This window comes from Streptomyces sp. NPDC059679, from assembly GCF_042734105.1.
Lineage (GTDB): Bacteria > Actinomycetota > Actinomycetes > Streptomycetales > Streptomycetaceae > Streptomyces.
The window spans coordinates 1-17,157 of sequence record NZ_JBHWES010000126.1; the positions used below are offsets into that span (position 1 = coordinate 1).

Sequence of the window (17,157 nt, forward strand, 5' to 3'; positions counted from 1 at the left end):
TCGTTGCCTTGGTGGGCGTAGAGGGTGAACAGTTCCCGCATGAGGACGGGGAGGGACCAGCCGTCGAGGAGGATGTGGTGGTTGGTGAAGATCAGGCGGTAGGACTGTGGTGCGAGGTGGATGAGGGTGAAGCGGATCAGTGGTGGCTGGTCGAGGTTGAACCGGCGGTTCTGGTCTTCCTCCAGCCAGGTGGTGAGGGAGGTTTCCTGTGTGTCGGGGTTGAGGTGGGTCCAGTCGAGTTCTTGCCAGGGGAGTTGGGTGGTGGTGGGGATGATTTGGATGGGGTGGGTGAGGTTTTGGTGGTGGAAGCCGGCGCGGAGGTTGGGGTGGCGGGTCAGGAGGGTGGTGAGGGCGGTTTTGAGGGTGGGGATGTTGAGGGGGCCGGTGATGCGGAAGGTTTGCTGGGAGGCGTAGACGTCGTGGCCGTGGGTGTCGTAGAGGGCGTGGAAGAGGAGGCCTTCTTGCAGGGGTGCGAGGGGCCAGATGTCGGTGGTGTGGGGATGGGTGGTTTCGAGGTGGTCGATGTCGGCTTGGGTGAGGTGGAGGAGGGGGAGGTCTGAGGGGGTGCGTCCGCCGGTGTCGGGGAGGGTGGCGTGGCGTGCGAGGGCGGTGAGGGCTTGGTGGTAGCTGTCGGCGAGGTCTTTTGCGTCCTGCTGGGTGAGGAGGGTGTGGGGCCAGGTGAGGGTGGTGGTGAGGGTGGGGCCGTGGGGGGTGTCCTGGGTGAGGGTGTTGATGGTGAGGGTGTGGGTGAGGGGCATGTCGGGGTCGGGTCCGGAGCCTGCGGTGGTGGAGTGGGCGGCCGGCGTCCAGTCGGCGCGGTGGCCGATGGGGAGGCGGCCGAGGTAGTTGAACCCGATCTGCGGGACGGGCAGGTCTGCGAGCTCGGGGCTGGTGGCGGGGTTGAGGTAGCGCAGGAGCCCGTAGCCGATGCCGTCGTTGGGGGTGGCGCGGAGTTGTTCCTTGATGCGTTTGAGGACGCGGCCCAGGTCGGCGCCGCCGGCCCAGGCCTGGGCCTGGTTGAAGATGCCGGGGTCCAGGTGGACGGGGTGGTGGGAGGTGAACCAGCCCACCGTCCCCGACAGCCCTGCCCCCTCCACCACGCTCTCATGACGCCCATGCGATTCCAGGTCCACCAGCAGTCCCTGCCCGGTGTGCTGGCCGCGGGCAGCACGCCAGCGCATGACGGCGAGGGTGAGGGCGGTGAGGAGGACGTCGTTGATGCCGGCGTGGAAGAGGGCGGGCAGGTCGGTCAGCAGGGGCTGGGTGTGCTCGGCGCCCAGGGTCACCGTCAACCGCCGCGCACCGCCGGCGGTGTCACGGGCGGGATCCAGCGCACGGGTGCCCATGAGTGGGTCCGTGGTGCTCGCCACGCTCTTCCACCAGGGCAGCTCTTGCGTCCATCGTTGGTTCTGGGCTGTTTCGGTCAGGCCCGCGGCCCACTGCCGGAAAGACGTCCCGGCCGGCTGGAGGGTGCAGGGCGTGCTGGTGGTGGCTGCTTGCCAGGCGGTCTGGAGGTCGGGGAGCAGGATCCGCCATGACACCCCGTCGACCACCAGGTGATGCGCCACGATCAGCAGCCGCCCGGCCGTCTCGGGGCCGGCATCGAACCACACGGCCTGAACCATCACCCCCGACCTGGGCGAAAGCCGCTCCCGGGCGGACTCCGCCTCCGCCGTGATGACCTCGTCCAGACCGTCGTCGGCCACACCGGTGACATCCACACGCCGCACGCACCGCGCGGCGTCGGTCTGGCCGGCGGGCGGGATGTGCAGGTCCCAGGTGGAGTCGTCATGGACGGTCAGACGGGCACGCAGGGCGTCGTGGTGGTCCAGGACCGTCTGCACCGCGGCCGTCAGATACTCCGTGCCCAGCCCGGCAGGCGCCTGGAGCAGGACACCCTGGCTGAACCGGTCCACCCCACCACCCAGCTCACGCAACCGATGCATCACCGGCGTCAGAACAACACCACCCACCCCACCGCCAGCCGGACCACCCCCCGCAACCGCGGCACCAGGCTCCGTAGCGACCCGGGCGAGGGCTTCCACGGTCTTACGCTCGAACACATCCCGCGGCGTGAACACCAAACCCACCGCCCGCGCACGAGCAACCAACTGGATCGACACAATACTGTCACCACCCAGATCGAAGAAACCATCATCGATCCCGACGCCAGGCACCCCCAGGACCTCGGCGAACAGCCGGCACAACACCTCCTCCCGAGGTGTCCGCGCCACCCGCCCGGAAGCAGCCACCGCAACATCAGGCACAGGCAATGCCGCCCGGTCCAGCTTCCCGTTCCCCGTCAACGGCAGCCGCTCAAGCACCACCAGCGCCGAGGGCACCATGTAATCAGGAAGCCGACCCCTGACCCTCTCAAGCACCATGGCCGTATCGACACCCGCCACCACATCCGCGGGCACCACATAACCCACCAACCGCTTTTCACCAGGCCGATCCTCACGCACCACAGCTGCTGCCTGAGTCACCCCCGCAACCCCACCCATAGCAGCCTCGACCTCACCTAGCTCAATACGAAAACCATGCACCTTGACTTGGGTGTCGGTGCGGCCGAGGTGTTCGAGTGTGCCGTTGGTGTTCCAGCGGGCGAGGTCGCCGGTGCGGTACATGCGGGAGCCGGGTGGGCCGAATGGGTCGGGGGTGAAGCGTTCAGCAGTGAGGACGGGTCGGTGGAGATATCCGCGGGCCAGGCCGGTCCCGGCGATGTACAACTCGCCCGCCACCCCCGCCGGCACCGGGCGCAGGGCATGGTCCAGGACGTAGGTACGGGTGTTCCATATGGGACGGCCGATGGGGATGGTTCCGGTGGCCGACCCCCCGCCGGTGGGTGTGGGGATGGTGTGGTCGGTGGCGGCGACGGTGGTTTCGGTGGGGCCGTAGCTGTTGGTGACGGCGGTTTGGGGGTGGTGGGTGTGCCAGGTGTGGAGGGCTTCGGTGGGGAGGGGTTCGCCGGCGATGATGAGGCGGCCGGATGGCTGGTGGGCGGAATCGTCCAGGAGGGGGAGGTGGCTGGGGGTGATCTTGACCAGGCTGACCGGCTCGTTGTTGGGGTGTGGCGATGCGGGGGCGGAGTCCCAGGGTGCGATGTGGACCTGTCCGCCGCAGATCAGGGTGCCGTAGAGCACCGTGATGCCGATGTCGAAGGAGATGGAGGCGTGGGCGACGGTGGTGCCGGACAGTTCAGGGTATGCCTCGGTGGCGCGGGCCAGGTAGTTCACCAGACCGTGGTGGGGGATGACCACGCCTTTGGGCCGGCCGGTGGAGCCGGAGGTATAGATGGCGTACACCGGATGCCCCGGCAGCAGTACGCCCGCGCGGTCGGTGTCGCACACGGTTGTGCCCGACTGTGCGGCGATCCGCGCAGCCGTCTCAGCAGCATCCACCACCACGGACAGCTCGTCCCCGGCCGGCCGCCCGGCCAGAGCGGGCAGCAAGGTGGTGGTTGTGGTGTCGGTGACCAGGAGCAGTGGATCGGCATCCCGCAGCATGTAGCTGATGCGCTCCGCGGGCAGTTCGGGGTCCACGGGCACGTACGCCGCTCCCGACTTCATTACCGCCAGCAGTGCCACGACCAGGTCGGCCGAGCGTGGCAGGGCCACCGCCACCAGCCGCTCAGGCCCGGCCCCCTGCCCGATCAGGTACCGGGCCAGCCGGTTCGCCCGCACATTCAACTCGCCATAGCTCAGCTCCTCACCCTCGCACACCACCGCCATCGCATCCGGTGTCCGCGCCACCTGAGCCTCGAACAATTCCGGCACCACCACATCCGGCACCGCATGCGCCGTGTCATTCCACTCGACCAGCAACTGCCGCCGCTCGGCCTCACCCAGCACATCAATGCGCCCCACCGGCACATCCGGATCCGCGGCGATCGCCTCCAACACCCGCACAAAACGAGCAGCCATCGCCTCAATGGTGGCCTGGTCGAACAGGTCGGTGCGGTAGTCGAGTCGGCCGACCATGCCGTTGGGAGCACCCTCTTCGGCGCGGTGTTCACCGAGGTTGAGCGTCAGGTCGAACCTGGCGGAGACGTCCTGTAGCGGCTGGTGAGTGATCTCCAGGCCGGGCATGGCCAGGTCTGGCCGGGTGTTGTTCTGGAAGGAGAGCATCACCTGGAACAGCGGATGCCGGGCCATCGACCGCTGCGGATTCAGCACCTCCACCAAACGCTCGAACGGCACGTCCTGGTGGGCGTAGGCAGCCAGGTCCGTTTCCCGTACCCGCTGCACCAGCTCACGGAACGTGGGATCCCCACTGACATCCGTACGCAGCACCAGCGTGTTGACGAAGAAGCCGACCAGATCATCCAGAGCATCATCCGTCCGCCCGGCTACTGCCGTACCGATCGGAATGTCACACCCCGCACCCATCTTCATCAACGACACAGCCAAAGCCGCCTGCACCACCATGAACACACTCGCACCACTGCCCTGCGCCAGCTCCACCAGCCGCCCGTGTACCCCGGCCGGAACCCGCACCGCCACACTGCCACCCACATGCGACGCCACCGTCGGCCGCGGCCGGTCCACCGGCAACTCCAATTGCTCCGGTACCCCCACCAGAGCAGCGGTCCAGTAGGCCAGTTGCCGAGAGATCACACTGTCCGGGTCATCCTCACTGCCCAGGACCTCACGCTGCCACAACGTGTAATCCGCATACTGCACCTCCAGCGGCTTCCATCCCGGCACACCACCGGCCACACGCGCCGCATAGGCCAGCGACAGATCTCGCGCGAACGGCGCCATCGACCACCCATCCGCCGCAATATGATGCACCACCACCAACAACACAAACTCATCCCCACCCAGCACGAACAACCGCATCCGCAACGGCAGATCACACGACAGATCAAACCCAGCCCCCGCCTCCCTCACCAACAACCCAGCCAACTCACCCTCATCCACCCCCACCACATCAACCACCTCAAACGACGGCACCGCCACCCCAGCCTCCACGATCCGCTGAAAGGGCTTCCCATCCACCTGCGGAAACACCGTCCGCAAACTCTCATGCCGCCCCACCACATCAGCCACTGCCAGCCGCAACGCCCCCACATCCAACCGTCCCCGCAACCGCAACGACAACGGCACGTTATACGTACCCGACAACCCCTCCAACTGCCCCAAAAACCACAACCGACGCTGCGCAAAAGACACCGGAATCACAAGCCGTGTCCCTTCTTGATAATCGAGTGGGGAGAAGTCGTCGCTAGGGTGAGGATTGGCGGAGGTTACGACTGAACCTGCTGAGGCAGGCTAGTGATCCACTGCACGGACGAGATCGGAGACGAATCCCGGTTGGCAATCCGATAGATAGAAGTGCCCACCGGGGAAGGTCTGGAAGCGGAAGACCCCTCGCGTCGACTGCGCCCATGCCCGCGCGCTGTCGAAGTCCACGTCGGCGTCCTGGTCACCCACATATGAGGTGATAGGCGCCGAAATCGATCTGACCGGCTGGGGGCGGTACGCCTCAATCAGGCGGAAGTCGGCACGTATTGCCGGTAGCGCCAGGTCCCTGAGGTCCGGGTCGTCGAGCGCTTCTGCATTGCCGCCATTTATCCTGCGGATTTCGGAGAGCAGGGCTTCGTCATCGTCGCTGACCGGCTCCCGCCTCATCGGCATGTGGGGAGCCTCTTGTCCCGAGACGTACAGCATTCTCGGGCTGACTCCGAAGGTTCTCTCCAGTTGACGAGAGACCTCGAAGGCTACCGATGCCCCCATGCTGTGCCCGAAGAGAACGAAGGGGCGATCGAGGAAACGCGACAGAGAATGGGTGATCCCGGCAACGAGTTCGTCCATGTTCTCGATGCAGGGTTCGGTGAGGCGTTCCTGTCGGCCCGGGTACTGGACGGAGAGCAATTCCACATCGGTCGGCAGGAAATCTGACCAAGAATAAAAAAAATTGGCGGATCCGCCTGCGTGAGGGAAGCAGACCAAGCGCATGCGCAAGTTGCTTGAAGTTCTGTTCCGGCGGATCCAGCGATCTGTTGGATTGAAACCTGTGCTGAGCAACTCGTCCCCGTTTTTAGATGGCCTTTTCGATGTCGTTGTGTCTAGTCGGCTGCCGCGGCAACCTGCTCGAATTGCGCCTTGTAGAGCCGGGCGTAGGCCCCACCGGCCGCCACCAACTTCTCGTGTGTGCCCTGCTCGACGATCGAGCCGTCCTCCATCACCAAGATCGTGTCCGCATCGCGGATGGTCGAGAGTCGGTGAGCGACGACAAAGCTCGTACGGCCGTGAGCAAGCTGTGCCATCGCCTTCTGGATCAGTGCTTCGGTGCGGGTGTCGACCGAGCTGGTCGCCTCGTCCAGGACGAGGATCACGGGATCGGAGATGAAGGCGCGGGCGATGGTGATGAGCTGCTTCTCACCGGCGCTCACCCCCGCTCCCTCGTCGTCGAGGACCGTGTCGTAACCGTCCGGCAGCGTTCGGATGAAGCGGTCGGCATGCGCGGCACGCGCCGCCTCTTCGATCTCGTGGCGGGTGACGGATCGGGCGGAGCCGTAGGCGATATTGTCCGCGATGGTGCCACCGAACAGCCAGGTGTCCTGGAGGACCATGCCGATGCCGGCCCGCAGCTCCTCGCGAGGCATATGTGAGATGTCGGCCCCGTCCACCGTGATCCGCCCGCCGGTCAGCTCGTAAAAGCGCATCAACAGGTTGACCAGTGTGGTCTTCCCGGCACCGGTCGGTCCGACGATGGCGACGGTCTGCCCGGGCGCGACGGTCAGCGACAGGTCCTCGATGAGTGGTCTATCGGGGTCGTAGCGGAACGATACGTTTTCGAATGAGACGCTGCCCTTCAGCCCTGCGGACCCGACGCCATTGAGCCCTGCGGACCCGCCGACCTTGAGCTCTGTGGTGCCGCTGGCCTTCAGCTCTGCGGAGCGGGCGGACGAGCCGGGTTCGGGCGATTGTTCCTCCGCGTCCAGCAGCTCGAAGATCCGCTCAGCTGAGGCGACCCCCGATTGCACCATGTTCGCCATAGAGGCCACCTGTGTCAGTGGCTGGCTGATTTGCCGTGAGTACTGGATGAACGCCTGCACCTCTCCGATGGACAGCGCACCGGAGGCCACCCGCAGTCCGCCCACGACCGCCACCAGCACATAGTTCAGGTTCGAGACGAAGAACATCAGGGGCTGCATGAGCCCGCTGTTGAACTGCGCCTTGAAGCCGGCTCGGTAGAGCGCTTCGTTGTGTTCGGCGAACGCCCGGGCCGATGCCTCTTCGCGGCCGAAGGCCTTCACCAGGGAATGACCGGTGTACATCTCCTCGATGTGTCCGTTCAGCTTGCCGGTGGACTTCCACTGCTGAGCGAACAGCGGCTGCGACCGTTTGCCGACCCGCATGGCCACCACCGCCGACAGCGGCACGGTGATCAGCGCGACCAACGCCAGCAGGGGGGAGATCCAGAACATCATCCCCAGCACGCCGACGATGGTGAACAGCGAGTTGATGAGCTGGCCCATCGTCTGCTGCAGAACCTGATTGATGTTGTCGAGGTCATTGGTGGCCCGGCTGAGCACCTCCCCCCGCTGCCGTGTGTCGAAGTACGACAGCGGCAGCCGTGACAGCTTGGCCTGCACTTCCCCGCGCATCCGGAACACCGTCCGGTTGATCGCGCGGTTGGACAGCCGCGTCGCCACCGCCATCAGCAGCCCGGCCAGGAGAAAGACGCCGAGGGCGAGCAGTACGACGGAGCCCACCGCGCCCGAGTCGATGCCCTTGCCAGGCGTGAAGTCCACCCCGGACAGGACACCCACACCGTCCTCGCCCTTGGCTCGCATCTCGGCGATGGCCTGTTCTTTGGACACCCCATCGGGGAACTGGCGCCCGACCAGCCCGGCGAAGATCAGGTCGGTTGCCTCGCCGAGGATCTTCGGTCCCAGTACGGAGAGCGCGACGCTCGGCACACCGACGAGCAGCATGGCGAAGACCGTGACCCGTTCCGGTTTGAACCGGGCAATAAGCCGCTTGCTCGACCCCTTGAAGTTCATCGAGCGCTGGTTCGGCCTTCCCGCGGCCGCTGATCGTGCCATCACCCGTCCCTCGACACTTTCAGTCCGAAGACACCGTCAGTCCGACATCGCGACCAACACCCGGCGTGGGCCGGCGAACGGCCGTCGCCCGTGGCCCACGAGCACGTTGTCGATGAGGAGCAGACTTCCGGTCTGCCATTCCACATCGACGGCCAGGCGAAGCCCGATCTCCTGGATATGCGTGATGTACTCGGAGGGTATGGGGGTGCCGTCGGCGAAGGTGACGGACTGCGGCATCTCGTCTTCGGACAACAACTCGGCCATCTCCCGGGCATCGTCGCCCAGGCCCGCGATGTGGAACTGATCAGCCTGGTTGAACCACACCTCGGTGTCGGTGACGGGGTGCCGTGTCGTGGCCGGGCGTAGTTGGCTGATCCATAGCGTGCCGTCGCCCTTCCATTTCCAATCGGCTCCGGCCTTGTCCAGGAACGCCTCGACCTCGACGGGGTCCTCGGTCTCGAACGTGGCCTGCCAGCTCTTGCCGAGCCCGTAACCGTCGTGGAGGTTCTGAATGTACCGGACTCCTCCCGCGAACGCGTCTTGAATCTCGGGGTCTATGGACTCCAACCAGAGTTGTCCGTCGACCACAGGAGTGGCGCCGCCGCTGGTCGGGGCCTGCTCGCAGAAGAACAACAGACGAGATGGCCAAGTGTGTGCGTACGACATCTCATTGTGCATGGAGATGGTGAACTCGGGCGGGTATTCGGTCGATGTGTAGACGTTCTGTCCGACTTTGGTACGCGGCGAGTTTCCGTGGATGTATGCCAGGCGGCGAGGCAGGAGGGCGGTGGCCACCTCGTCATAGGACTCGGCGGTGATGCCGAATCCACGGAAGACGAGCGCCTTCTCTTTCACCAGCAAATCGGTCAGATCGACCAGGTTTAACAGGTCGACCAGCCCGGCCGGGCTCGCTGACACACTCCCGCTGTCCGGAGTCAGTTCACGCGGTTGCCAACTCGGAGCTATCAACCGTCCGAATCCTCTCCACCGTGGCCGTCGCCCCACCGGGGACGCTCAGCCGATCCCAAGCAAGCCTGGCATGGCCTGAGTTGTGTGTAACCGACCCTACTGGCCTATCGGCTTCCGTGGAGGTTCCTCTCTTGTGCAAGTTGAGCGAAGTGCCTGCCGTCAACTGCCGGAAGTGAAACTCGGGGTGAGCGGATGAGTGCGTGGGGTCAACTCGGGTTCTTGACATGGCGCCAAGCAGATGAAATGGGATGTCTTCGTTCAAGTGACCTACATCCAGGGCAGATTGCGCGAGGAATCTGGAGAACTGGTAGACGAAGTGGCGCAGTTGGTGGATACACTCCGCCCGAGGGGGATGCCTGGAAGCGGTTGAGGCCTAAATGATCGGCGTTCATGCCGAGCCGTGTCCCGGAGAGAATCCTGCGGAGGATGACCGGGCCTGGTTAATCGCAGCGAACCAGCGCCTGGCCTGAGCCTGACTGCAACCTTGTGTGCTGAGAGATGGGGGATCGCATTGTCTGACGACGAGCGCGAGGCGAAGGTCCGCGAGATCGTTGCTAACGTTGTTGAGCTGGATGAGTCGAGCCTCACCCGAACCGGTCTGCTCGTCGAAGAGCATGGTGCCGACTCACTCGATGCCATCGAGATTCTCACCCACCTTGAGACGACTTTTTCTGTTGAGATCGACCCCAAGGCGGCCTCGCGGATGGTCAACATCGCCGCCATCCTGGAGATACTCGACGAATACGGAGCCAAGTAGCCTTGTCTGCAAGGGAAGCTGACCCGAGTCGTCGCCGGGTGCTCCTCACCGGAGCGGGAGTGCTTTCCAGCGTTGGTAACGGGGTGACGGAATATAAAGATGCCTTGCGTGCCGGGCGTGTCGGCACGGCTCCTATCACCTTGTTCGATACCGCTGGATTTCAGTACGCGCGCGGCCACCAAGTATCCAATATCGATCTGACGGACCATATCCATCGGGTCCCGCTCGCAGACCTCGGCCGGGCATCACAGTTTTCGGTAGCGGCCGCACGCATGGCTGTGGCCGACGCCGAGCTGGCTGAAGAGGATCTACGGAGCAAGCGCGGCCTGATAGCGATCGGGACAACCGATGGCGAAGGCCATGACCTCGATCACTTGGCGGAGACGGCGCTACGGCACGGTCCGGACCGCATGGAACCGGAGATCGCCCGCCGAGCCCCCGCCCTGAGCTTGTCGATGGCTGTCGCCAAGGAATTCAAGCTCTCCGACGTCGAAGTCTCGACGATCCCCACGGCCTGCTCCGCCGGTAACTACGCGCTGGGCAGCGGCCTTGACGCGGTGCGTTCAGGCGAAGTCGACTATGCGCTGGTAGGCGGAACCGACGGGCTGTGCCGCAAGAACTTCGCAGGATTTTACCGGCTCGGGCTGATCTCCCCTGACGAATGCCGCCCCTTCGACGCGGACCGAGAAGGACTGCTGACCGGCGAGGGCGCCGGCGTCATGCTTCTCGAAAGCGAAGAGTCAGCGCTCGCACGGGGAGCGCATGTCTATGCGGAAATCCTGGGATACGGGCTGAACTGCGATGCGCACCATCCCACCGCACCCGAAGAGGACAGCGTCGCACGCTGTATACGCCTCTCGCTCGAAGACGCGGATCTGAAGCCCGAGGACGTCGACCTCATCTGCGCGCACGGCACCGGCACCAAAACCAATGACCTCACCGAGACTCGGGCGATTCAGCAGGTCTACGGCGACAGCCCACCCCCGATGGTCGGCATCAAGTCCATGATCGGCCACACCATGGGGGCGGCGAGCGCCCTCGGGGCCATCGCCGGAGCGCTCGCCATCACGCACGGATTCATCCCGCCGACGGCCAACCACCGCCGGCCGGACCCGGAATGCCCCATCGACTGCGTCCCCAATCAGAGTCTCGACGCGGAGGTGCGAATCGTGCAGAACAACGGCCTTGCGTTCGGTGGGAACAACGCCGTCGTCATGCTCGGCAAATACACCAAAGATCCGCGTTGAGTCGCGCATCCCGCGTGCCTGCTTCTAGAGAGGGAACACCAGCGATGAGCGACGAGCCCAGCGGGCCGAATCAGATCTATATCTCAAGATGGTCGGCTGTTTCCCCCTTCGGAATAGGCAGCGCCGCATTCTCCGAGGGACTTCACACCGGGCGGAAGACCGCAGCGCCCCCGGATCCCGACGATTGGCAGACCGTCCCGGATACCAACATCTGCCTGGTTCCTGACTTCAACATACGAGAAGTTCTGGGAAAGAGCGGAACGCGCGTACTGGGGCGTGAGGCCGCCTTGGCGGTCACCGCGGTTCGCGAACTCTTCCACGAGGCGCCCGAGGAAGCCCCGATATCCGGCGGGCCGAACATCGCCATGGTCATGGGCACCACCACCGGTACCCCCCAGGGCTATATGGACTTCACCAAGGCATCCCTGACCGGCGCCAAACCGCACCATGTGCCGGCCGCGCTCGCCCCGAACATGGTGATGAACCGCGCCGCTTCAGCCAGCGCCATCTGGCACCAGCTTCAAGGACCCAACAGCACCATCGCGGGCGGCCGGGCGGCCGCGCTGCTCGCTCTCAAATACGGGCAGCGACTGCTGACGCATCGGCGTGCCGAACGAGTGCTGTGCGGCGGCGTGGAGGAGTACTCGAACGCCCGCTCGTGGCTGGAGTACCACCGGCGTGGGGGAGGGGATGTGGTCCTGGGGGAGGGGTGCGCGCTCCTGCTGTTGGAGACGGGAGCGTCACTGGTCTCTGGGCACCGTCCCGCCCTGGCCGAAGTCCTCGCGGTGGAGTTCCGTGTCAACACGGACGACGACCTCAGCGGCGTGCTCGGCGCGTGTCTGCACGGCGCACTGGCCAGCGCCAAGGCCACCGCGGACGACGTCTGGGCCGTGTTGCCCAGCGGAATTGCCGGCCCAGCGGGCGAAGAGGAAAACAAGCTTCTCGGAAGTCTCTTCGCCGCCGCCGCGCTCTCTCGCGTATCCGTCTCGGATCTGATCGGCGACACCTCCGCGGCCTCTGCGGGCTTCGACGTGATCGGCATGCTCAGTGCTGCCGCCCGCTCCCCGGAATCCGTTGGCCGTCTCGGCGTCGTCAGTTCGATCGACCCCGATGGTTCGGTCGCTTGCGCGATCCTTCGACTGCTCGACGGCGTCCGGCAAGACCAACCGTAAGACAAAACTGTAAGACAAACTTGAAGGATGCCCGGCGGCAGTCGGCAGCGAAACCCGTCCTGTTATGCATTCGACTGGAGGAAAGTCATGAGCAACCCGTTCGAAGACCCCGACGGCACATACCTGGTTCTCGTCAACGACGAAGGCCAGCACTCCCTGTGGCCCACTTTTGTGGAGGTACCGGCCGGATGGGTCTCCGTGCACGGCGAGGACAACCGACAGGCGTGCCTCGACTACATCAACGAGCACTGGACCGACATGCGCCCTCGTAGCCTGGTCAAGGCCATGAACGAGGCGGCTTCCTAGACCGGATGTGAACAAGCTTGTTGATGGGGACATCTTCTCCGTCCCGGTCCCGCGTCCCCATCAACAAGCAGCAGTACGCGCTGACGGAGCAGGCGAACGGAATACACGGTCAAGGTGAGTGACGATGCCTGAAGGTCGGAACACACGTCGAGAACTGTCGACGGCCCAGTCGGGAATCTGGTTTGGCCACAAGTTGGATCCGACCGGCCGCTCATACAACGTCGGCGAATTCGTCGAAATCCACGGCGAACTGGACCTGACCCTGTTTCGCGAGGCTTTCCGTCACACATTCAGGGAAACGGAGGTGCTTCACGTCCGCTTCGAGGAGGATGACGGCAAGGTCTGGCAAACGATCCAGACCCCGTCGGATCCCGACCTGTCCGTCATCGATGTCTCGGCAGAACCGGACCCGATGGCGGCGGTGGAGCGATGGATCAACCAGGATCTGGCCCAGCCGGTAGAGCTGGGCGGCGGACGGCTGTACACCTTCGCTCTGTTCACCGTCTCTCAAGGTCTGACGCTTTGGTATGCGCGAACCCATCACATTGTGGTGGACTCCTACGGTGGCGTCATATTCCAGCGCCGCCTCGCCGAGATATACAACGACTTGAGGAAAGAGGTTCCCTACTCAGCCGGGAGCCTCGGATCCTACGACCTGCTCCTCCAAGAGCAGGCGGAATACCGCACCTCCGAAAAATACTCAAGCGACCGGCAGTACTGGATCGACAAGTTCGCGGACCACCCGGACGCCGTCAGCCCAGCCGTCGGGAGCGGAAACGCCCACGCGGGCGGAGATTTCCTCCGCTCGTCGGGCGAATTGAACCCCTCGGAAGCCGATTGCCTGCGTGTGTTGGCCCTCACCGCGCGCACAACTTGGTCGGTCGTCGCGGTCGCCGCCGTCGCGGCCTATCTGAACCGACTGTCGGGAAACCAGGACCTTGTCTTCGGACTTCCCGTGATGGGACGCAAGAGCGCGAATTCAAGGATCACCCCGAGCACCGCCTCGGACGTCCTGGCCCTGCGCCTCACCCTGCGTCCCGATATGACTTTCACTTCGCTGATCGAACAATCGACGCGCGAAGTTCGCGGATCGCTTCGTCGCCAGCGCTACAGGTCGGAAGAGCTCATCCGCGAGCTACGGTCTCTCGGCCGGGACCAGCCCCTGTGGAATGTTTCCGCGAACATCATCTCCTTCGATGAGGACATCTACTTCACCGACCGGCCCGTCACCCCGCACAACCTCTCCAACGGCCCTGTGCGTGACCTGTGCATCGTCGTACGCGGTGGGGATGAAGGTTCCGGTATCTCCATAGACTTCGACGGAAACGCCGCGCTGTACAGCCGTGAAGAGCTGGAGCGTCTGCAGAAGAACTTCCTCCGGCTTCTCAAGAACCTGATCGCCGAGCCGGACACCCCCATCGGACAGGCCGACCTCCTGGATCCCGCCGAACGACGGCAGCTCCTTCACGGATGGAACGACCCGGTACATCAGAAGTCGGACGCGACGCTGCCGGAACTCTTCGAGGCACAGGCGCGGAGCGCGCCGGATGCTGTGGCCGTGGTCTTCGAAGGCCAGGAGCTGACGTACGGGGAGCTCAACGCGCGGGCGAACCGGCTGGCGCGTCATCTGATGTCGCGAGGTGCAGGACCCGAACGGCTCGTGGCCTTAGCACTGCCTCGGTCTGCCGAGCTGGTGGTGGCGTTGTTGGCGGTGCTCAAGTCGGGGGCGGGATATGTGCCCGTCGACCCCGATTACCCGGCCGACCGTATCCGCGGAATGCTCCAGGACGCCGAGCCCGCCCTGCTCGTCACGCGCAGCACCATCAACGACCGCCTGCTTCAGGACGCGGTCCGGCATTCCCCGGAGCAGACTCAACTCATCCTGCTCGACGAGGTCGGGACGGCGAAGTCCATCGAGCGCTGTCCGGACGCCGATGTCACGGACGAGGACAGGGCGACGGCACTTTTGCCCCGACACCCGGCCTATGTCATCTACACCTCCGGCTCGACGGGGCGGCCCAAAGGCGTCGCGGTCACGCACGAGAATGTGGTCCGTCTGCTGTCGGCTACGAAGGACCGGTTCCAGTTCCAGGCCACGGACGTCTGGACCATGTTCCATTCGTATGCCTTCGACTTCTCCGTCTGGGAGGTATGGGGGTCCCTCCTGCACGGTGGTCGCCTTGTCGTGGTCAGTTACACCGCGAGCCGCTCCCCGGACCTGATGCTCAAACTGATCCGCGACGAAGGCGTGACGATCCTCAATCAGACGCCTTCCGCGTTTTACCAACTGATGCAGGCCGAGGCCGAGGTCGAAGCTGAGGCTGGTGCTGGGACCGGGGAAACGGTCCAGGATTGGTTCTCTGCCACCCGTTTCATCATCTTCGGCGGCGAAGCGCTCGATGTGCGGCGGCTGACGGACTGGTACCAGCGGGATTCTGGTGAGCGCCCTGTCCTGGTGAATATGTACGGCATCACCGAAACCACGGTCCACGTCACCTTCGCTCCGCTCAGCGCGGCCGCCCCGGCCGGAGAAGTGGGCGTCATCGGCCGCCAGATAGCCGACCTCAGTGTGTTTGTGCTGGATGCCGGACTGCAGCCGGTGCCGGTAGGCGTGGCGGGGGAGCTGTATGTGGCCGGGCCCGGCCTGGCGCGTGGCTATGTGAACCAGCCCGCCGTGACGGCGGAGCGGTTTGTGGCGAATCCGTTCGGCACGGTGACGGGGTCGCGGATGTACCGGACGGGGGATGTGGTCCGGTGGCGGGCGGACGGGCAGCTGGAGTTCGTGGGGCGTGCGGACGCCCAGGTCAAGGTACGCGGATTCCGTATCGAGCTGGGTGAGATCGAAGCCGTTCTGGCCGCACAGGACACGGTGGCGCAGGCAGCGGTGCTGGTGCGCGAAGACCGTCCGGGCGACAGGCGGCTGGTCGGATACGTGGTGCCAGTCGCCGACAGTGAGGTGCAGACTGACACGGCAGCGGTGCTGGGGTTCGTCAGGGATCGCCTGCCCGACTACATGGTGCCGTCCGCCTTGGTGGTGTTGGAACGCCTGCCACTGACGCCGAACGGAAAGCTGGATCGCAAGGCCCTGCCTGCCCCCGACCACGCGGCAGCCATATCCGGGCGCGGGCCGCGGACACCGAAGGAGGAGGTTCTGTGCGGTCTGTTCGCGGAGGTGCTGGGTGTCGCCGAGGTTGGCATCGACGACAGCTTCTTCGCACTCGGCGGACACTCACTGCTGGCGACACGCCTGATCAGCCGCATACGAGCCACCCTGGACACCGACCTCAGCATCCGCGCCCTGTTCGAGGCCCCGACCGTGGCCGACCTGGCCGAACACCTTGAGGCGTCGGCGGGGAACGCCACCCGGGCCAAGCTCGGCGTGCGCGTGCGGCCCGAGGCGGTGCCGGTGTCTTTTGCGCAGCGTCGGTTGTGGTTTTTGGGGCAGTTGGAGGGGTTGTCGGGTACGTATAACGTGCCGTTGTCGTTGCGGTTGCGGGGGCGGTTGGATGTGGGGGCGTTGCGGTTGGCGGTGGGTGATGTGGTGGGGCGGCATGAGAGTTTGCGGACGGTGTTTCCGCAGGTGGATGGGGAGCCGTTTCAGCGGGTGGTGGAGGCTGGGGTGGCGGTGCCGTCGTTTGAGGTGGTTGATGTGGTGGGGGTGGGTGAGGGTGAGTTGGGTGGGTTGTTGGTGAGGGAGGCGGGGGCTGGGTTTGATCTGTCGTGTGATCTGCCGTTGCGGGTGCGGTTGTTTGTGCTGGGTGGGGATGAGTTTGTGTTGTTGGTGGTGGTGCATCATATTGCGGCTGATGGGTGGTCGATGGCGCCGTTGGCGCGGGATCTGTCGGTGGCGTATGGGGCGCGTTTGGGGGGTGGTGTGCCGGGGTGGATGCCGTTGGAGGTGCAGTATGCGGATTACACGCTGTGGCAGCGTGAGGTGTTGGGGAGTGAGGATGATCCGGGGAGTGTGATTTCTCGGCAGTTGGGTTATTGGCGTGGTGTTCTGGCGGGTGTGCCGGAGCAGTTGGAGTTGCCGGTGGACCGGCCACGTCCGGCGGTGGCGTCGCATGTGGGTGGGAGTGTGGGGGTGCGGGTGCCGGCTGGGGTGCATGGGCGGTTGGTGGAGTTGGCTCGGGGTGGTGGGGCGAGTGTGTTCATGGTTGTTCAGGCTGCTCTGGCTGTTCTGCTGGCGCGGATGGGTGCGGGTACGGATGTTCCGATCGGTACTGCGGTGGCGGGGCGTACGGATGATGCGCTGGATGATCTGGTCGGTTTCTTCGTGAACACGTTGGTGTTGCGTACGGATGTGAGTGGTGATCCGACGTTCCGTGAGTTGGTGGGGCGGGTGCGGGAGACGGATCTGGGTGCGTTCGCGCATCAGGATGTGCCGTTCGAGCGTTTGGTGGAGGTGTTGAACCCGCAGCGGTCGATGGCGCGGCATCCGCTGTTCCAGGTGATGCTCTCCTTCCAGAACAACAGCCAGCCAGACCTCACCATGCCCGGCCTGGACATCACGGATCAGCCGTTGGGCGCGGTGGCGGTCAAGTTCGATCTGACGGTCAATCTCAGCGAGTTGCGTGCGGGGGATGGCAGTCCGGGTGGGTTGAGTGGGCATGTCGACTACCGGACCGATCTGTTCGATCCGGCGTCGAT

At 64.8% G+C, this 17,157-nt stretch carries 9 protein-coding genes; 5 read left to right on the forward strand and 4 right to left on the reverse strand.

Annotated elements, in window-relative coordinates:
• The 4 genes from ACFV2X_RS53845 to ACFV2X_RS53860 all read right to left on the reverse strand — a co-directional run.
• On the reverse strand, positions 1 to 5,183 hold a 5,183-nt coding region (locus tag ACFV2X_RS53845; RefSeq protein WP_385631257.1), incomplete at its 3' end, for an amino acid adenylation domain-containing protein.
• Between the two features lie 90 nt (positions 5,184 to 5,273).
• Positions 5,274 to 5,960 (reverse strand): thioesterase II family protein, encoded by a 687-nt coding sequence (locus ACFV2X_RS53850; RefSeq protein ID WP_385631259.1) that lies wholly within the window; start codon positions 5,958 to 5,960, stop codon positions 5,274 to 5,276.
• Between the two features lie 110 nt (positions 5,961 to 6,070).
• Positions 6,071 to 8,056, reverse strand: coding sequence for an ABC transporter ATP-binding protein (locus ACFV2X_RS53855; RefSeq protein ID WP_385631262.1), 1,986 nt, complete (start codon positions 8,054 to 8,056; stop codon positions 6,071 to 6,073).
• 36 nt (positions 8,057 to 8,092) lie between these two features.
• Positions 8,093 to 8,974 (reverse strand): TauD/TfdA family dioxygenase, encoded by an 882-nt coding sequence (locus tag ACFV2X_RS53860; RefSeq protein ID WP_385631264.1) that lies wholly within the window; start codon positions 8,972 to 8,974, stop codon positions 8,093 to 8,095.
• A 562-nt stretch (positions 8,975 to 9,536) separates the two neighbouring features.
• On the opposite strand from ACFV2X_RS53860, the gene ACFV2X_RS53865 reads away from it, so the two are divergent.
• The 5 genes from ACFV2X_RS53865 to ACFV2X_RS53885 form a co-directional block, all read left to right on the forward strand.
• Complete coding sequence (locus ACFV2X_RS53865) at positions 9,537 to 9,782, forward strand: acyl carrier protein (RefSeq protein ID WP_256982967.1); 246 nt, start codon at positions 9,537 to 9,539, stop codon at positions 9,780 to 9,782.
• A gap of 2 nt (positions 9,783 to 9,784) precedes the next feature.
• Positions 9,785 to 11,029 (forward strand): beta-ketoacyl-[acyl-carrier-protein] synthase family protein, encoded by a 1,245-nt coding sequence (locus tag ACFV2X_RS53870; RefSeq protein ID WP_385631267.1) that lies wholly within the window; start codon positions 9,785 to 9,787, stop codon positions 11,027 to 11,029.
• Between the two features lie 44 nt (positions 11,030 to 11,073).
• On the forward strand, positions 11,074 to 12,201 hold the full coding sequence (locus tag ACFV2X_RS53875; protein ID WP_385631269.1) for a beta-ketoacyl synthase N-terminal-like domain-containing protein: 1,128 nt from the start codon (positions 11,074 to 11,076) through the stop codon (positions 12,199 to 12,201).
• An 87-nt stretch (positions 12,202 to 12,288) separates the two neighbouring features.
• Positions 12,289 to 12,507 (forward strand): MbtH family protein, encoded by a 219-nt coding sequence (locus ACFV2X_RS53880; RefSeq protein WP_385631271.1) that lies wholly within the window; start codon positions 12,289 to 12,291, stop codon positions 12,505 to 12,507.
• A 124-nt stretch (positions 12,508 to 12,631) separates the two neighbouring features.
• Positions 12,632 to 17,157 (forward strand): amino acid adenylation domain-containing protein (locus ACFV2X_RS53885; protein WP_385631273.1); only part of this gene is annotated, 4,526 nt, incomplete at its 3' end.